This is a genomic window from Paenibacillus glycanilyticus, assembly GCF_030161375.1.
Taxonomy (GTDB): domain Bacteria; phylum Bacillota; class Bacilli; order Paenibacillales; family Paenibacillaceae; genus Pristimantibacillus; species Pristimantibacillus glycanilyticus_B.
On sequence record NZ_BSSQ01000006.1, the window covers coordinates 187,331 to 202,093 of the forward strand.

At 54.4% G+C, this 14,763-nt stretch carries 12 protein-coding genes; 11 read left to right on the forward strand and 1 reads right to left on the reverse strand.

The genetic code is table 11. The features are described from left to right. The first annotated feature begins 77 nt into the window (after positions 1 to 77). The 3 genes from QQK89_RS08275 (at position 78) to QQK89_RS08285 (ending at position 3,815) form a co-directional block, all read left to right on the forward strand. A complete protein-coding gene (locus QQK89_RS08275) occupies positions 78 to 998 on the forward strand; it encodes an aminoglycoside phosphotransferase family protein (protein ID WP_284238057.1) in 921 nt (306 codons plus the stop codon). 605 nt (positions 999 to 1,603) lie between these two features. After that, positions 1,604 to 2,149, forward strand: coding sequence for a TetR/AcrR family transcriptional regulator (locus QQK89_RS08280; protein ID WP_284238058.1), 546 nt, complete (start codon positions 1,604 to 1,606; stop codon positions 2,147 to 2,149). A gap of 235 nt (positions 2,150 to 2,384) precedes the next feature. Continuing rightward, entirely contained in the window at positions 2,385 to 3,815 is a 1,431-nt protein-coding gene (locus QQK89_RS08285) for an MFS transporter (protein ID WP_284238059.1), read from the forward strand. Positions 3,816 to 3,894: 79 nt separating this feature from the next. Here QQK89_RS08285 and QQK89_RS08290 read toward each other — a convergent pair whose 3' ends face one another. After that, positions 3,895 to 4,440 carry a GNAT family N-acetyltransferase gene (locus tag QQK89_RS08290; protein WP_434481634.1) on the reverse strand — a complete coding sequence of 182 codons (546 nt, stop codon included), beginning with the start codon at positions 4,438 to 4,440 and terminating at the stop codon, positions 3,895 to 3,897. Between the two features lie 1,012 nt (positions 4,441 to 5,452). Here QQK89_RS08290 and QQK89_RS08295 point away from each other — a divergent pair. From QQK89_RS08295 to QQK89_RS08330, 8 genes are read left to right on the forward strand one after another with little or no spacing between them, the layout of a single operon-like run. Further along, positions 5,453 to 6,226 (forward strand): YveK family protein, encoded by a 774-nt coding sequence (locus QQK89_RS08295; RefSeq protein WP_284238061.1) that lies wholly within the window; start codon positions 5,453 to 5,455, stop codon positions 6,224 to 6,226. Next, complete coding sequence (locus QQK89_RS08300) at positions 6,207 to 6,893, forward strand: CpsD/CapB family tyrosine-protein kinase (protein WP_284238062.1); 687 nt, start codon at positions 6,207 to 6,209, stop codon at positions 6,891 to 6,893. Before QQK89_RS08295 ends, QQK89_RS08300 begins: the two co-directional genes overlap by 20 nt. 54 nt (positions 6,894 to 6,947) lie before the next feature. Then, the gene (locus QQK89_RS08305; RefSeq protein ID WP_284238063.1) at positions 6,948 to 8,777 is read left to right on the forward strand and encodes a polysaccharide biosynthesis protein; all 1,830 of its coding nucleotides are present in this window, start codon (positions 6,948 to 6,950) and stop codon (positions 8,775 to 8,777) included. A 16-nt stretch (positions 8,778 to 8,793) separates the two neighbouring features. Next, positions 8,794 to 10,245: an oligosaccharide flippase family protein gene (locus QQK89_RS08310; RefSeq protein ID WP_284238064.1), complete on the forward strand. Its 1,452-nt coding sequence runs from the start codon at positions 8,794 to 8,796 to the stop codon at positions 10,243 to 10,245. Next, complete coding sequence (locus tag QQK89_RS08315; RefSeq protein ID WP_284238065.1) at positions 10,242 to 11,483, forward strand: polysaccharide pyruvyl transferase family protein; 1,242 nt, start codon at positions 10,242 to 10,244, stop codon at positions 11,481 to 11,483. The genes QQK89_RS08310 and QQK89_RS08315 overlap by 4 nt, the downstream gene beginning before the upstream one ends. Then, a complete protein-coding gene (locus QQK89_RS08320) occupies positions 11,480 to 12,619 on the forward strand; it encodes a glycosyltransferase family 1 protein (RefSeq protein WP_284238066.1) in 1,140 nt (379 codons plus the stop codon). Before QQK89_RS08315 ends, QQK89_RS08320 begins: the two co-directional genes overlap by 4 nt. Next, the gene (locus QQK89_RS08325) at positions 12,570 to 13,946 is read left to right on the forward strand and encodes a hypothetical protein (protein ID WP_284238067.1); all 1,377 of its coding nucleotides are present in this window, start codon (positions 12,570 to 12,572) and stop codon (positions 13,944 to 13,946) included. The genes QQK89_RS08320 and QQK89_RS08325 overlap by 50 nt, the downstream gene beginning before the upstream one ends. Then, positions 13,924 to 14,601 carry an acyltransferase gene (locus QQK89_RS08330; protein WP_284238068.1) on the forward strand — a complete coding sequence of 226 codons (678 nt, stop codon included), beginning with the start codon at positions 13,924 to 13,926 and terminating at the stop codon, positions 14,599 to 14,601. The genes QQK89_RS08325 and QQK89_RS08330 overlap by 23 nt, the downstream gene beginning before the upstream one ends. The last annotated feature ends 162 nt before the right edge of the window (positions 14,602 to 14,763 follow it).

Here is a 14,763-nt window from a genome sequence, read left to right on the forward strand (position 1 = left end):
GTTCACGGCGAAAAAGGCGGGCAGTGGCTGGAATAGTAGATCAATGTTATTAAAGATGTGCCGGGGGAGAGTGCGAGATGCGGATTCCAGAGCATTTGTATCAGACGATCAAATCGGTTCACGGCGAAAAAGGCGAGCAATGGCTGGAAGGATTCGACCGTTTGCTGCTTGATTGCGAGGAAAAATGGGGGATGACGGTAGAAATGCCGTCTCCTTTTGTTTTGTCTTTTAATTTTGTGGCCCCGGTTGTTATGCGGGACGGGACGCGTGCCGTGCTAAAGCTTGGCGTGCCTAGCAGGGAAATCCGCACGGAGCTTGCGGCTTTGCGGTTGTACGATGGGCGCGGATCGGTGCGCTTGCTCGCCGAGGATGAGGAGCGGGGCGCGCTGCTGATCGAGCGCGTGGAGCCGGGGTTGACGCTGGCGGAGTCGGAGCTTGGCGACGAAGCCAGGACGTTGGCCGCCGCCGAGGTGATGCGGCGGCTGGCGGTTCCCGCGCCGGACGGGGGAGAATTCCCGTCCGTAGCGGACTGGGCCGCGGGCCTCGCCCGGCTGCGCCAGCGGCATGGCGGCGGCACGGGGCCATTGCCGGAGCGCGTGGTCGGACGCGCGGAGGAGGTTTTTCGCCGCCTGCTTGATGGCGGCAGGCCGTTGTTGCTGCTCCATGGTGACTTGCACCATGGGAATATTTTGTCTTCGGGTCATGGCGAGCCGGGATGGCTGGCCATTGACCCGAAGGGTGTGGTTGGAGAGGCGGAATACGGAACGATTCCGCTGCTCTTGAACCAGCTGCCGCCGAAGGGGCAGCTGGAAGTGATCCGGCGCCGCGTGGAGTTGTTATGCGGCGCCCTTGGTTTGGACCACGCCAGGACACTGGCGTGGGGGTTCGCTCATGCGGTGCTGTCCACCGCATGGTGCGACGAAGACGGCGTCGGCGATATCCCCGCTGCGCTGGAGCGAGCCAGCTGGTTCGAACAGCTGCTCGACGAGTTGCAATAAGCTGCACCGAGCACTACAAGAGGAAAAATCCATGCTACAGGTGGCCGAATGCGCAAACGTGGGGCAGAAGTAGCTAAATAAGAGGAAAAAACCGAGTTACAGAGGTGTAAGAAGCCGTCTAACTGCCGCACCGAGCACAATAAGAGGAAAAAACCGTGCTACTGGTGGCCGAATGCGCAAACGTGTGGCGGAAGTAGCTAAACGACTTACAGTGTAGCAGGCAAAAAGCCTGCTACACTGTAAGTCGCTCGAGAGCGAGCCCGAACAAACCGTGCAGCAGGCAAAAAGCCTGCTACAGCTAGTCTCGTGCTCGAGAGCAAGCTCGAACAAACCGTGTAGCAGGCAAAAAGCCTGCTACAGCTAGTCTCGCGCTCGAGAGCAAGCTCGAACAAACCATGCAGCAGGCAAAAAGCCTGCTACAGCTGTTCCCCCGCTCGAGAGCGAGCCCGAACAAACCATGCAGCAGGCAAAAAGCCTGCTACAGCCGCCCTACCACTCGCCGAAGAGCCCATTTTTCCCCGTTCCACGATTTTTTCGCACAAAACCAGTTGACATTTCCAATCCTATACAGTAATTTATTGATAAATAAATAAACGAGGTTGCCTATGACGCCAAGAGAAAAAGACTTCCAAGCCGTAACGAACCGGAAAGAACAGATCCTAGATGCAGCCGCCTCGCTGTTTGCGATTAATGGGTATTACAAGACGACTACCGCCATGGTTGCCGCGGAGGTAGGGGTAACGCAGCCTTACGTGTTCCACTTCTTCAAGTCGAAGGAAGTATTGTACCTGGCTGTCCTGGAGCGAGCGCAAAAAAGACTGTTGCACGCCTTCAGCCAAGTAGATGCATCGCCGGAGATGCTCCACCATCAGATGGGGGAAGCCTTCAACGAGCTGATGGCCAATCATCGCGATGAAACGCTGCTCTGCATGCAGTCCTACACAACACCGGAGCCCAATGTCCGGGAGGTTGTAAAACAACGATTCGCCGAGGTCCACCAGTTGATCGCAGAACGCTTTGAGAAGGCAGGAATGCCGAATTCGAGTCAACAAGCTTCGACTTTCATCGCCTGCGGGATGGTAATCACCATGTCTGAAATTCTTAATCTACCCGTGCTGGCAGACTTAGGGCATCTAGGTCATATCGAGTAGTATAGCAGCCGTAGCTTTCTTCCAAAATCCGTACTCGCCGCCGCAGACGGATTTTTTAAAGAGGATTCATTTATTTATTAATAAATAAAGAAACTACCGAAAAAGGAGGAGCAACCAGCTGCCGCCGCCGTGCAGCGTATCCGCCGCAACTACCACCACCACCATAAGGCAGACAATTTTTTAAACTTATATTTATTAATCAATAAATAAATATCCAATAAAAGGAGAGTTACACATGCCATCAACAGCTTCGCGTGTTCGGCTGCTTGTTATTACTTGTATTGCGCTTTTTATGGCGATGCTCGACAATCTGGTGATCGGGGTGGCGCTGCCGTCCATCCAACAGGATTTTCATGCCGGTATGTCCGACCTGCAATGGTTCCTTAACGCGTACACGTTGGCGTTTGCTGTTCTGCTCATACCGTTTAGCGCGCTGGGAGACCGATTTGGCCGCAAAAAAATATTCCTGCTCGGCATCGTTTTGTTCACGATTGGCTCGCTTGCCTCCGCGTTAAGCTCGAGCTCCATCGAGCTATCACTATCGCGGGCGTTGCAGGGAATAGGCAGCGCGGCGATCATTCCGCTCAGCCTAACGCTTGTAAATGCCGCGTTCCCTCCCGAAAAACGTGCCGCGGCGATCGGCTTATGGTCCGGCATATCCGGACTTGGGTTGTCGATTGGGCCACTCGTTGGCGGCATTATCATCAACGGCGCGCCTTGGGAAATGGTGTTCTGGATTAATGTGCCGATCGGCATCGTTGCCGTTATTCTTGGCGCGATGTGGCTGACGGAGTCGAAGGGAGAACGCAAACCGCTCGATCTCCTAGGTATCGTACTTCTGGGTGCTTCCTTGTTTGGTATCGTGTTTGGCTTAATGCGCGGCAACTCGGAAGGTTGGGATTCATTTACCGTCTGGGGGTCGATGGCGGGAGGCGTTATCCTGCTGCTTGCCTTCTACTACTGGGAACGAAGCCGCAAGCAGCCGTTTGTGCAATTTGCCTACTTCCGCAACCGCAACTATAGCGCTTATTTGTCGGCGGGCTTTTGGATGAATGCCGGAATCTTCGGCGCGATATTCCTGCTAACCTTGTTCCTGCAGCAAGCTCAAGGTTACTCCGCTCTTGGCGCGGGAGTAAGGGAGATGGTATGGACGGTCTGCACAATGATCTGCGCTCCTCTAGCTGGCCTATTAGTCGGCCGTTACGGTACCAAGCAAATTTTGCTCTTTGGCCTGTTCCTGCAGATCGCGGCGATGCTCTACTTTGCGTTTATGATTATCGGGCAAGGCGCGGTGTTCCCGTTTGGCTATATGGTTCCCGCAATGATCGCCGCCGGGGCAGGCATGGGCTTCAGCTTTACTCCATTGTCCCACGGAATTCTGACTTCGGTGCCCGACCATGCGGCTGGCGAGGCAAGCGGCCTCAGCAATGCGTCCCGCGAGCTTGGCGGAGTGTTTGGCGTAGCGATTAGCGGACTCGTATTCGAGAGCGGCGGCGCAATTACTTCACCGGATGCGTTTGGCGACCATCTCGTTCCTGCCTTGTTCGTCCTGGCCGGTATGCTGGTAATGGGGTTCGGATCTGTGGCTATATTAATTAGAAGAAAACATTCGCAAGCGATGAATGATTCATCGTCTGCAGGGACGCTAATGGATACGAACAACTAATCGCCTGCTTGTAAAAAACAGCGGCAGCCCGGGGTCTGGACAGATCCCGGGCTGCCGCTGTTTTTGCCTTTATCTCCAATTATCTTAAGTAATCAGCCACGTTACAGTGCCAGACCATATGGGGCAGATCCGGACCCCAATAATCTTGGACCGTTACGTAGGGCTTTCCGAATTTGCGCAGCCACCTCATCTGAGCGTTTCGGTAACCGGAGTCCAGACAGAAATGCTCAATTCCTCTTTCAGCAAGAGAAGTTATCATCTCGTGAATTAAGGCGGAGCCAATTCCTTGTCCTTGATACTCAGGCATTACATACAAACTACCGAGCTCCAGAATGTTACTCAGCTTGCCTTCGGTACAGCGAATAACGTCTTCTTTGCATGGACCGATTGAAATAGCGCCAATCACATTCCCATCCATTCGTGCGACTAGAAAGCGTACGCTAGCCTCATCCACTATAGCATCGTGCAGCATTTGCTTTTTACCGTCAACTTCTTGCTGGATCTCATCTGTAAAAGCAGCTGTTAACCCTTCTTTCTCGAAGGTATCGGGAATAGACCGCTTGAAAAGGTGGTAAGCAGAGTCCAGATCAGCTGGAGTAAAAGGTGTAATCTCGATAGGATTCATCCGGTTCACTTCTCTCCTTAGGCTACGTTGGAGTTTATACAGCATGAACTAAATCCATCGTAGCATCAAGCCTCCTCGATTGTAACTCCATTTTACTGTACCGAATCCAACGTAGCCCGGGGGGGAAGCGGAGAGACTGGATATGCAGCGTACCCGGCGGAGGGTAATAAAGCTAGCTATGCAACATGCCCAAACAGGCGGAAAAGGCCAGTTTGAGAGGCGATTTATGCGGCAAATCCGCGCGAAACAAAGCCCAGACATACAGGTTCGCCCGGACTACGGGACCGATGAATTCGAGGTTCGGGCAGCCGGCCCGCTGCTCATCGTCCTACTGCTGGACTAGCCTATTTTACAATTGGTTTATAGCTAAAAAGGGGGGATGATGCAAAAATGAGCTCTTTTGCGATCAAAAGTGACCAATCTGACAAATGACGACGCTTTCATAAAAATCCGAAGAAATCCGCCATCTTGCAAAATTAACATAATCCTGACTTTTCAGGGGCCCATAGACTCTAAAATGCCGACAAACCTAGGTCAACAGGTCGTATACCGGGAGGGCGGGCGAATATGAGAAGACTCTTATACTTTGGACCCGGCCGGGTATTATCCCGACTATTGAACAAGGATATGGCAAAAGTCCCTTGCACCTCCGTTTTTTGCGACAGATTGTCACAATTTCCTCTCCCTTCCATATCCGGCGAGCCCCGCCGTTACGCGGCAAAACGCTATTGTCCCGGTCATCCCGTTTCTATGCCTATGGTTGTGTATCAGTTAACTGGATTTTAACGTTTTTCATCTCCATAATTCATGAAATTACTGGTAATTATTATCTATAAACGATTAATTCTTGATGAGAAATATGAAACGTTAGGTAAATCAGCATACAAATCATAGTCAAAAAATGATAACAGCCGCCTAATTCAAAATATTACCTTCTTCCCCTGTTTCCTAATTACCCTTGTGACATAATCAGAGTCGAATGTTGAGGAAAGGGATGGAGGTTATTGTCGTTTTGAGCAGCCAATTGGATTTAAAGGAAATCGTGTGGCTTGTTCGGAAAAAGCTTTGGCTTGTCATTCTCATAACCGTACTCGGTGCGTCAGCGGCGGGAGCTTACAGCGCATGGGTGATGAAGCCAGTCTATGAAGCCTATACAAAGCTGATCGTTAACTCGACAGCTGGACAGGCGGGATCGTTCAAGCTGGATCTGAATATGATCAACACGAATTTAAGCTTAATTAATACGTACAAGGAAATTATCAAGACCCCGGCCATTATGGATCTGGTCGTGGAGAAACATCCCGAGCTTGGACTAACAACGGATCAGTTGATGCACAACATCCGGTTCAGCTCGGTAAATGGCACGCAGGTCGTTACCATCTCTTATCTGGACACGGATTACAAACGTGCGGCGCAAGTCGTCAACACCGTCTCTTATGTGTTCCAGCAGCAAATTCCGCTCATTATGAAGGTGGATAACGTGTACATCCTTCATACCGCAGATTCGAACGATCAGCCGGTTAAGGTGAAGCCGAATACGAAGCTGAATACGGTCATCGGATTTATTGCCGCATTCATGTTGTCGATCACGCTGGTACTCGCTCTTAATTACTTCGACGATACGCTCCGGACGGAAGCCGATGTGGAACGTTATCTTGGCCTTCCTACGCTGGCAGCCATACCAAACATTAAACAAGGCGATCTGAAGCCGAAGGTGTTAGCCCAAGGCAGAACCACAACTATCGGAAAGGAGAGTGGAGGCGACAATGTCACGCACCAATCCTAATTTCCGCCCGGTTGTCGCGGATGCGAATCCGGCATCACCAATCTCGGAGGCGTACCGCACCTTGCGGACGAACCTCCAATATGCCGAGACGGACCGCCCGCTGCAGCTCCTTATGGTCACTTCAGCGGGACCGATGGAAGGCAAGTCCACAACGATTATGAATCTGGCCGTTACTTACGCCCAGACGGAGAGACGGACCATTCTGGTGGATGCCGATCTTCGGAAGCCTACCGCCCATTACACCTTTGGTCTTAGTAACCGGACGGGATTATCCCATGTCTTATCCGGTCAGGCGGGCTTAAGCGAAGCGGTGAAGGAAAGCCGGATCCGGGGATTGGATATCCTCACTTCCGGACCGATTCCGCCTAATCCGTCGGAGCTGCTAGGTTCATCCCGCATGGATGAACTATTAGCCCAGCTTCGCGAGCAATACGATATCGTCCTGATCGATACGCCTCCGGTGCTTGCGGTCGCGGATGCGCAGGTCGTATCCTCCAGATGCGACGGCGTACTGCTAGTCGTTAATGCGCGGACGGGCAAAAAGCAGCATGTCATTAAAGCAAAAAACGCCTTGCAGTTCGTGCAGGCGAGAATCGTTGGCATCGCTCTTAACCAGACCAGCCAGCGCGATGCGGGGCCTTATTACGAGTACGTAGAACGGACGTAAGCGACAACGGCGTGAGACAGAGATATAGATAAGATTTTTTAGGAGGAATTAATAATGCGGGCTCATTATCGAACAAAAGTCATTGTGGCGGGGGATCTGGCAGCAGTGTTGGCCAGCTTCGCCATTGCGTTTGCGCTTGAACCTTCGGTGCCTCAGGGCGGAGCAACAGCATGGCTGGCTTATGGGGCATTAGCGGCAGTGGTAGGTTTCTGGCGTCTTCACCGGCTCCGTCTTCACCGCCGGATCTGGCAATATACCGGCATCTCCGACATGCTTTGCTTGCTGCAGGTATCGCTTGTCTCCGCCGTTGTTCCGTTTGCGGCCTGGTGGGTCATGCAAGGGGACGCGCATTTCCTGCTGATGCTGCATCAAGCGGCGGGTACCTTCTTGCTGCTGTCTGCACCGCGCCTTGCATGGCGCATCTTCTGCGATAAGTACAGCGTAAGCAACCCGGTCGACAACCGCCGCGCGCTTATTATCGGAGCAGGGAGCTGCGGTACGCTGATCGCGAAGGAAATGATGCAGAACGACGGCATGAAAGTAACGCCGGTAGGTTTTGTGGATGACGACCCTTATAAGCACCGAATGGATATTCTCGGTCTGCAAGTGCTCGGCAACCGCCGTGAGATTGCTTGCATCGTGGAATCGCATCATATCGACGAGATTATTATCGCGATGCCTTCGGTATCCAAGACTCAAATTTCCGAGCTCGTGAATCTTTGCAAAACAACAAAAGCGAAGCTGAAGATTGTACCGGATCTGCAGGATATCATTGATAACCGCGGAGCGGCGGGCCGCATGCGCGATGTCAGCGTAGAAGACCTGCTCGGACGCGACCCGATCCGTACGGATCTTGAGCATATCGCTAGTTACGTACAGGATAAAGTCGTTCTCGTAACGGGCGCGGGCGGTTCAATTGGCTCCGAGCTATGCCGCCAGATCTCGCCGTTTGCTCCAAGCAAGCTGCTGCTTCTGGGACATGGCGAGAACAGTATTTACACGATTGAGATGGAAATGCGCGGGATGTTCCCGCAATTGCAAATAGAAACGGTCATTGCGGATGTGCAGGACCGGACGCGGATCGACGCTGTTTTCGCTAAATTCAAACCACAAGTGGTGTTCCATGCCGCTGCGCATAAACATGTGCCGCTGATGGAACGGAATCCGGCGGAAGCGATAAAGAACAACGTATTTGGCACCAAAAACGTGGCCGAATGCGCGGATGCTTACGGCGCGGAACGCTTCGTGCTGATCTCGACGGACAAGGCCGTTAACCCGACCAGCGTCATGGGCACGACCAAACGGATCGCCGAGATGTTTATCCAGTCGCTCGACAAGCATAGCAATACGAAGTTTGTGGCCGTACGGTTCGGCAACGTGCTTGGCAGCCGCGGCAGCGTTATTCCGCGCTTCAAGGATCAAATTTCAAAGGGTGGCCCGGTGACGGTAACGCATCCGGAGATGGTGCGGTATTTCATGACGATTCCGGAAGCCGTTCAGCTTGTTATTCAAGCAGGCTCCTTCGCCAAAGGCGGCGAGGTGTTTATCCTCGACATGGGCAAGCCGGTGAAGATTTACGATCTTGCGGTTGACCTGATCCGCCTCTCCGGCTACGAGCCGCATGTGGATATCGACATTACGTTCTCCGGCATGCGCGAAGGCGAGAAGCTGTATGAAGAGCTGCTGACGAACGAAGAAGGCCTCTCTTCCACGATGCATAACCGGATCTTTATCGGCAGGCCCGTTCAGCTCAACCGCAAGGAGCTTGATTTCGAAATTCGCAAGATGGAAAAGGTGCTGGGACAACATCCGGACGATATTCGCGCCGTTCTGCAGCATCTCGTTCCAACTTACCGCAACAACGGCGCTACGGCTGCCGGATAGAAAGTGAGAGTGCAACATGAACATCAGCGGTAAGGAGGCAGGTGCCGCCGCAAGCACAAGCACAAGCGCAAGTACAAATGCTGGTGCCAGTGTTGGCGCAAGTGCAAGGGCTGGGTCCATAAGGACATTAATTACTTCGCGGCTCACTAGCGGCGGAGGAGCCAGCTTCCTGATCAACTCGATTGGCATGGGACTGGCGATGCTGCTGCAGATCGCGCTTGCCCGGATTCTCGGCGTGAAAGATTACGGGATTTACGCTTTTGTTACTACGGTTGTCACGTTTATGGTGTTCCCGGCGAAGCTCGGGTTCGATACAACGACGGTGAAGCTTGTGTCCGCCTATCGGGTGAAGGGAGATTGGCCGCTTATCAAAGGCCTTCTGCGCCGCAGCAATCAGATTGGATTAACGCTTTCAATCCTGGCTGCTATCATCGGCATTGCCGTTGTGGCATGGATGGACTGGGGAAGCGGCGGTCAGGGCAGCGGCGAAGGACATGCCAAGACGTTTGCGTATATCGCGGGTTTTGCCGCGATTCCGCTTCTGACGCTGGCCACCTTGCGCCAAAGCGCGCTGCAGGCGATGAAGGATGCGCTATTCGCGCAGATGCCGGAGAAAATCATCCGTCCGGTGCTGACGATTGCTTTTGTCGCGGCATTAGGCGGTGCCGGAGTAGAACTTAGCGCAGCCATCGCGCTGCTCTGTTACCTTCTTGCTACTGCGGTCACCTATGTCATCGGCGCAATCGTCTTGAACAAACGGATCGGCGCGCAGACGGCGGCCGTTGCGGCTAGTTACGAGACTCGCGGCTGGCTGCGGTTATCGTCGTCGTTAATGGTTAATGCCGGCATGTATTTAATCCTTGGACAATTAAACGTGTTAATGATGGGGTTTATGCGGGGAGAGACCGAGTCGGGCTTGTTCTCGGCAGCCGTCCGCCTGGCGGTTCTGGTGTCGTTTATGCTGACGGCCGTTAATATGACGGCTTCGCCGCTCGTATCGGAGAAATTCGCCAAGGGCGATATGGCTGGCCTTCAACGGGTATGTATCCGGACGGGGCGGATCGGGTTTGCTTTTGCCGCAGTCGTATTTGCTTATTTCGTTGTTCTTGGCCATTGGACGCTTGGATTGTTTGGTCCGGAGTTCACGCAGGCTTACCCGTCCTTGCTCATTCTTGCTTTCGGCCAGCTGTTCAGCGCTTATTGCGGGCAGAACGGCACTGTAGCAACCATGACGGGACGTCAGAACGCGTTAACCAAAATTCTAATCGCCGCAGCGGTGGTGAACGCCGCGCTTAACGCGCTGCTTATTCCGATGCTCGGCATGCTAGGCGGAGCGTTAGCCGCTACGCTATCGATTATCGTCTGGAACTCGGCGGCCGTGCTGCTCGTAAGCCGCAAGCCGGGCGTACAGACATTGGCCTGGGCGCCAAAGCTGGCATTTGCAAGAAAGAGGAGGAATGACTCGTGAAGAAAGTATTGCTGGCGGGAGTTCCGAAGTCGCCGAATTTGGGCGATGGCCTCATCGCTTATACGTTAAACCGGATTATCGCCATGCGCGGTCAACATCAGGTTATTCATTTCGACTTGCTGGACGGCCGCTGCGATCAATCGATGCCGATCTACTCGGCACGGGGCAGTCTGCATTACGCGCTTGCGGGTGCGCCGGCTTCGGCAGTGATGCAGAAGGATACGGCGCCCGCGCTGAGGCTGAACAGCGACGGTTCCGGCAAGAAGATGACGCCCGATGCGCTTCGGCGCCTGAAGGCTTATTGGATTCACCGGGGCAAGAACGAGAAGCTGGGCAGCGAGCTCAAGCAGGCGGTAGAAGAGTCGGAAGCGGTATTTATCGGGGGCGGCCATCTGCTCATCGATACGTATTGGACGTTTCCGCTTGCGGTCCGCCGAGTAGCGGAAGAGGCCAAACGCCAAGGCAAGCCGCTTCATATTTTGCTGGTTGGCGCGCGTGGACCTTGGAGTCCGCAAGCAAAACGCTGGCTGCTGGACGTTTGCCGGTATGCGGCTTCGATCGCGGTACGCGACGAGGATTCTAGGAAGTTCCTGCTTGGCCTCGATGCGAGCCTTAAGGGCAAGACCGTAACGCTGGCTGATCCGGCGCTGTTTACTCCGGAAGCCTTTGGCCTTACGGAGACTGCCGCGGGAGTAGAGAAGCCGGGGAAGCGAACCATCGGGCTAGGCGTGATGGACCCGCATGAGATGAACCGGCATTGCGAGCTCCGCTGGGAACGCGAAGCTTGCGCGGATTGGTGGCAACAAGCGGCAAAGGTGGCGCTTGGCGCAGGCCTTAACGTGAGTTTCTTCACCAATGGCGCGGCATCGGATAACGCTTTTGTCGAAGAGTTTGTGAAACCGCGCCTTAGAGGACTGCCTGGCGTAGAGTTTTCGCCGTACCCAACGACGGTTGAACAGCTGGTCGGCTCGATTGCGGCCTGCGATACCGTTATTGCGCAGCGGCTTCACGCCTGCATTCCGTCGCTTGCGATGGGCAAGCCGACTTACGGGCTAATCTGGGACCGCAAGCTTGAAAATATTTTTGCCGATCTGGGCATGAAGAGCCAGCTGATCGACTTCCGCAATAGCAGGCAGCAGCTTGCCGCCGCGGTGGACGGACGGATGGCGGACTCGGAGGCGGCCATTAACGATAAGAAATTGCAGCTCTATGAACATATCGGGAGAATACTGCCATGAGCCATACCAAAATCAAAGTGCTGCATGTGGTTGGACGCATGCATCCCGGCGGCATTGAAACGCTGCTGATGAATGTATACCGGAATATTGACAGAGACAAATACGAGTTTCATTTTGCCGTGCAGTCGGCGGAGCCTTCTTTCTACGATGACGAGATTCGCGAGCTTGGCGGAACGATTTTCGTTCAACCGCCGCCAAAGGACGGAATCCGCTCCTTCCGCAAGCAGCTGATGGCGAACATGAAGAAGTACGGTCCTTACGCCGCGGTGCATAGCCATGTGTTTGGATTCAGCGGTTATGTGCTTAAGCTGGCTGAACAGCTTGACGTGCCGGTGCGGATCAGCCACAGCCACAACACGAGCGACAGCAAATCTTCCTCGGTGCTTCGCAATCTGTACCGGACGTATATGCGCAGCTTGATTAGCCGTTATTCGACGAATATGCTCGGCTGCTCGCGGGCGGCTTGCGAATCGCTGTTTGGCACCACTTGCTGGAAGGACGGACGCGTAGACGTGTTCCCGAATGCGATCACGCTTGCTCCGTACGAGTCGCTTGAGCGGGAGAACCGCCAGGAATTGCGCCGCCGGTTCGGCGCCGCTGAGGATGAGCTGCTGATCGGCCATATCGGCCGGTTCAGCAAGCAGAAGAACCATGCGCTGCTGCTGGACAGCTTCGCAAGCCTGATCAAGTTGCGTCCGAACGCGAGGCTGCTGCTATGCGGCGACGGTCCGCTGCGGGCAGAGATGGAAGAGAAGGCGCGGACGCTAGGCATTGCAGGCAAGGTTCAGTTTCTCGGCCTTCGCAAGGATGTGCCGGAATTGCTTGGCGCGCTTGATGCTTTTGTCCTTCCGTCGCTCTACGAAGGTCTTGGCATTGTCCTTATTGAGGCGCAAGCGGCGGGCGTGCCGTGTCTCATCTCGGAAGAAGTGCCGCGGGAAGCGGATTTGCGAATCGGTCTGATTGAGCGGCTCGCTCTGAGCGATTCGCCGGAGCGATGGGCGGAAGCGCTGGTTACGCTCTCTGAACGCAAAGGCCATGGCGGCGGAGAATGGCAGGAACGGGCAACGGCGCTAGGCGAGCGCGGTTATGATATCCGCGTTAGCGCGGCAAAGCTGGAGCGTCTCTATGCAGGCTGACCGTTTAATCGATACGCGGAAAATCATGCTGGTCGGATATTCCGTTCTGCTCATACTGACGGCGAAGTGGGCTTTTGCCGCGGATGAAAGGCTCGCGCTGATTTTGTACTCCGGACTGCTCTTGCCGTTCTTCGTGCTTATGCGCTGGCCGAATGCGCCGGTGCTGCTGATGGCGAGCTTTACGGCTACGCTGGCGGGTAAGGCGATCTACGCCGCAACCGTCAATCCGCTGGCCGGACCGGACGAGATTCATTACTACGAGCAGGTAACGACCTTCGAGAAGCTGTCGCAATTTATGCCTTATGCGATGGAGCAGATCTCGACCGGCTGGATGAACGTTTCCGCATACCCGGTGTTTGGCCTGTTGTATATGCCATTCTACAAATGGCTGGAGCTGGACGATCCGCTGGCGATTATTTTGTTCAACACGGTATTGCTCCTGCTCATCGTGAACAGCTCTTACCGGCTGAACGAAAGCCGCTTTGCTTATACGCTTCCGGATGCGGACAACTCGAGAACGCCGTTTATCATTATCTCGGTCATCGGATTGTTGATGAGCCCTTCGCTGATGTACATGTCCTCTTTGTTCGCCAAAGATATCACCTGTGTATGGCTTGGATTGCTTGGGGCGCAACTGATGGTTCGCCGGAGATGGATCTTGTTCATTCTCGTGATTCTGTATGCGACGGGGCTTAGGGATTACGCGATTATTTACACGCTTAGCTTCTACTTCTTGTACACGATGCGGATTCGCACGGCGATTTGCGTCATGGCAGCCGCCGCCGGCCTATTGTTCATGCAGATTGGTCCGCTTGGCATCATTAACGCCGTTATGCTGTCGGTCTTCCTGTTTATTAGTCCGAATCCGATTAACTTCGGCAACTGGGAACCGGAGCTGCTCCTGCGAACGCTGGAAGCGGTGTTTATGGCCTTTGTGCTTATGATCTCGGTATACCAGGCCATTGTGTACAAGGAGACGCGGAAGTTCTACCTGATGGCGGCGGTGCTGATCTTTACTTATGCATGCGCGCTCGTATTGGTCGGCTACGTGACGATTACCGGTCGGGAACTTGATTATGGCGTCGGAACGATCGGCGATAACATGGTCCGCAAAAAACTCCCGGTGCTGCCGCTTTTATATACCATTGGCGCTTATGCGCTCATATGGTGCCGCAAGACGTTTGTTCAGAAACATCGGAAAATTCAGTTAGCGGAAGAGAATCAACTAGGCGAGCCAGAGTTGTTAGAGCCGAGTGCAACGGCTTGGCAGGGAAGGCTTGCTGGAGGAAAGGGGGCTGAAGGACATGCGGGAACAAGAACAACATAGGGCAGGTGAATGGACGGGAGATCGATTGGAACGAAGCAGTGTCCATAAGACGAAAAAAAGAGGCCGAGATCAATTCGGCCGTTTCCGCGGCGTGCTTCGTATGGCAGAGACGGTGCTGAAGCCGGTGCCAAGGCCACTTCTGCAATGGATGTGGGTGCTGAGCGACTGGCTGCCGGATTTGCCGGGCGTGGCGATGCGTTACGTCCTGCTGAGAAGACTAGCCAAACGTTGCGGCGATAACGTGCTGATCGGACGATCGGTTGAGCTTCGTTATCCGGAACGGCTGGTTATCGGCTCAAATGTGAGTATCCATAAGCAATGTTACATCGATGCATACGGAGGACTCATCATCGAAGATGAAGTATCCATCGCGCATCAGTCGTCGGTAGTCTCGTTCCAGCATACGTGGAACGATCCGTCGCTGCCGATCCGCGACAATCCCGTGCTGGGCTCGGCCATTCGAATCGGCCGGGACGTATGGGTCGGCTGCGGCGTGCGCATCCTCGCCGGCGTTGAGATTGGCGCCCGCGCGGTCATCGCCGCCGGCGCCGTGGTGAACAAGCCGGTCGCGGCTGGCACGCTTGCGGCCGGCGTACCGGCCCGGCCAGTGAAGAGCATCGGGACGGGAACGGTTCCGGCGCCAGAGGGCGCTTGAGGGATTGCGCGGGGAGTTAAGGTCCCTGAGGGGCCTTAACGTTGTCCGCAACGTGCCCCAGTCGAGCAAAAGCAGCAGTTGTCGGGGATTTAAGGTCCGTAAGGGACCTTAAGCCGAGGGAAAAGTAGCTAGTTTAGGTGGTTAAGGTCCCTGGGGACCTTA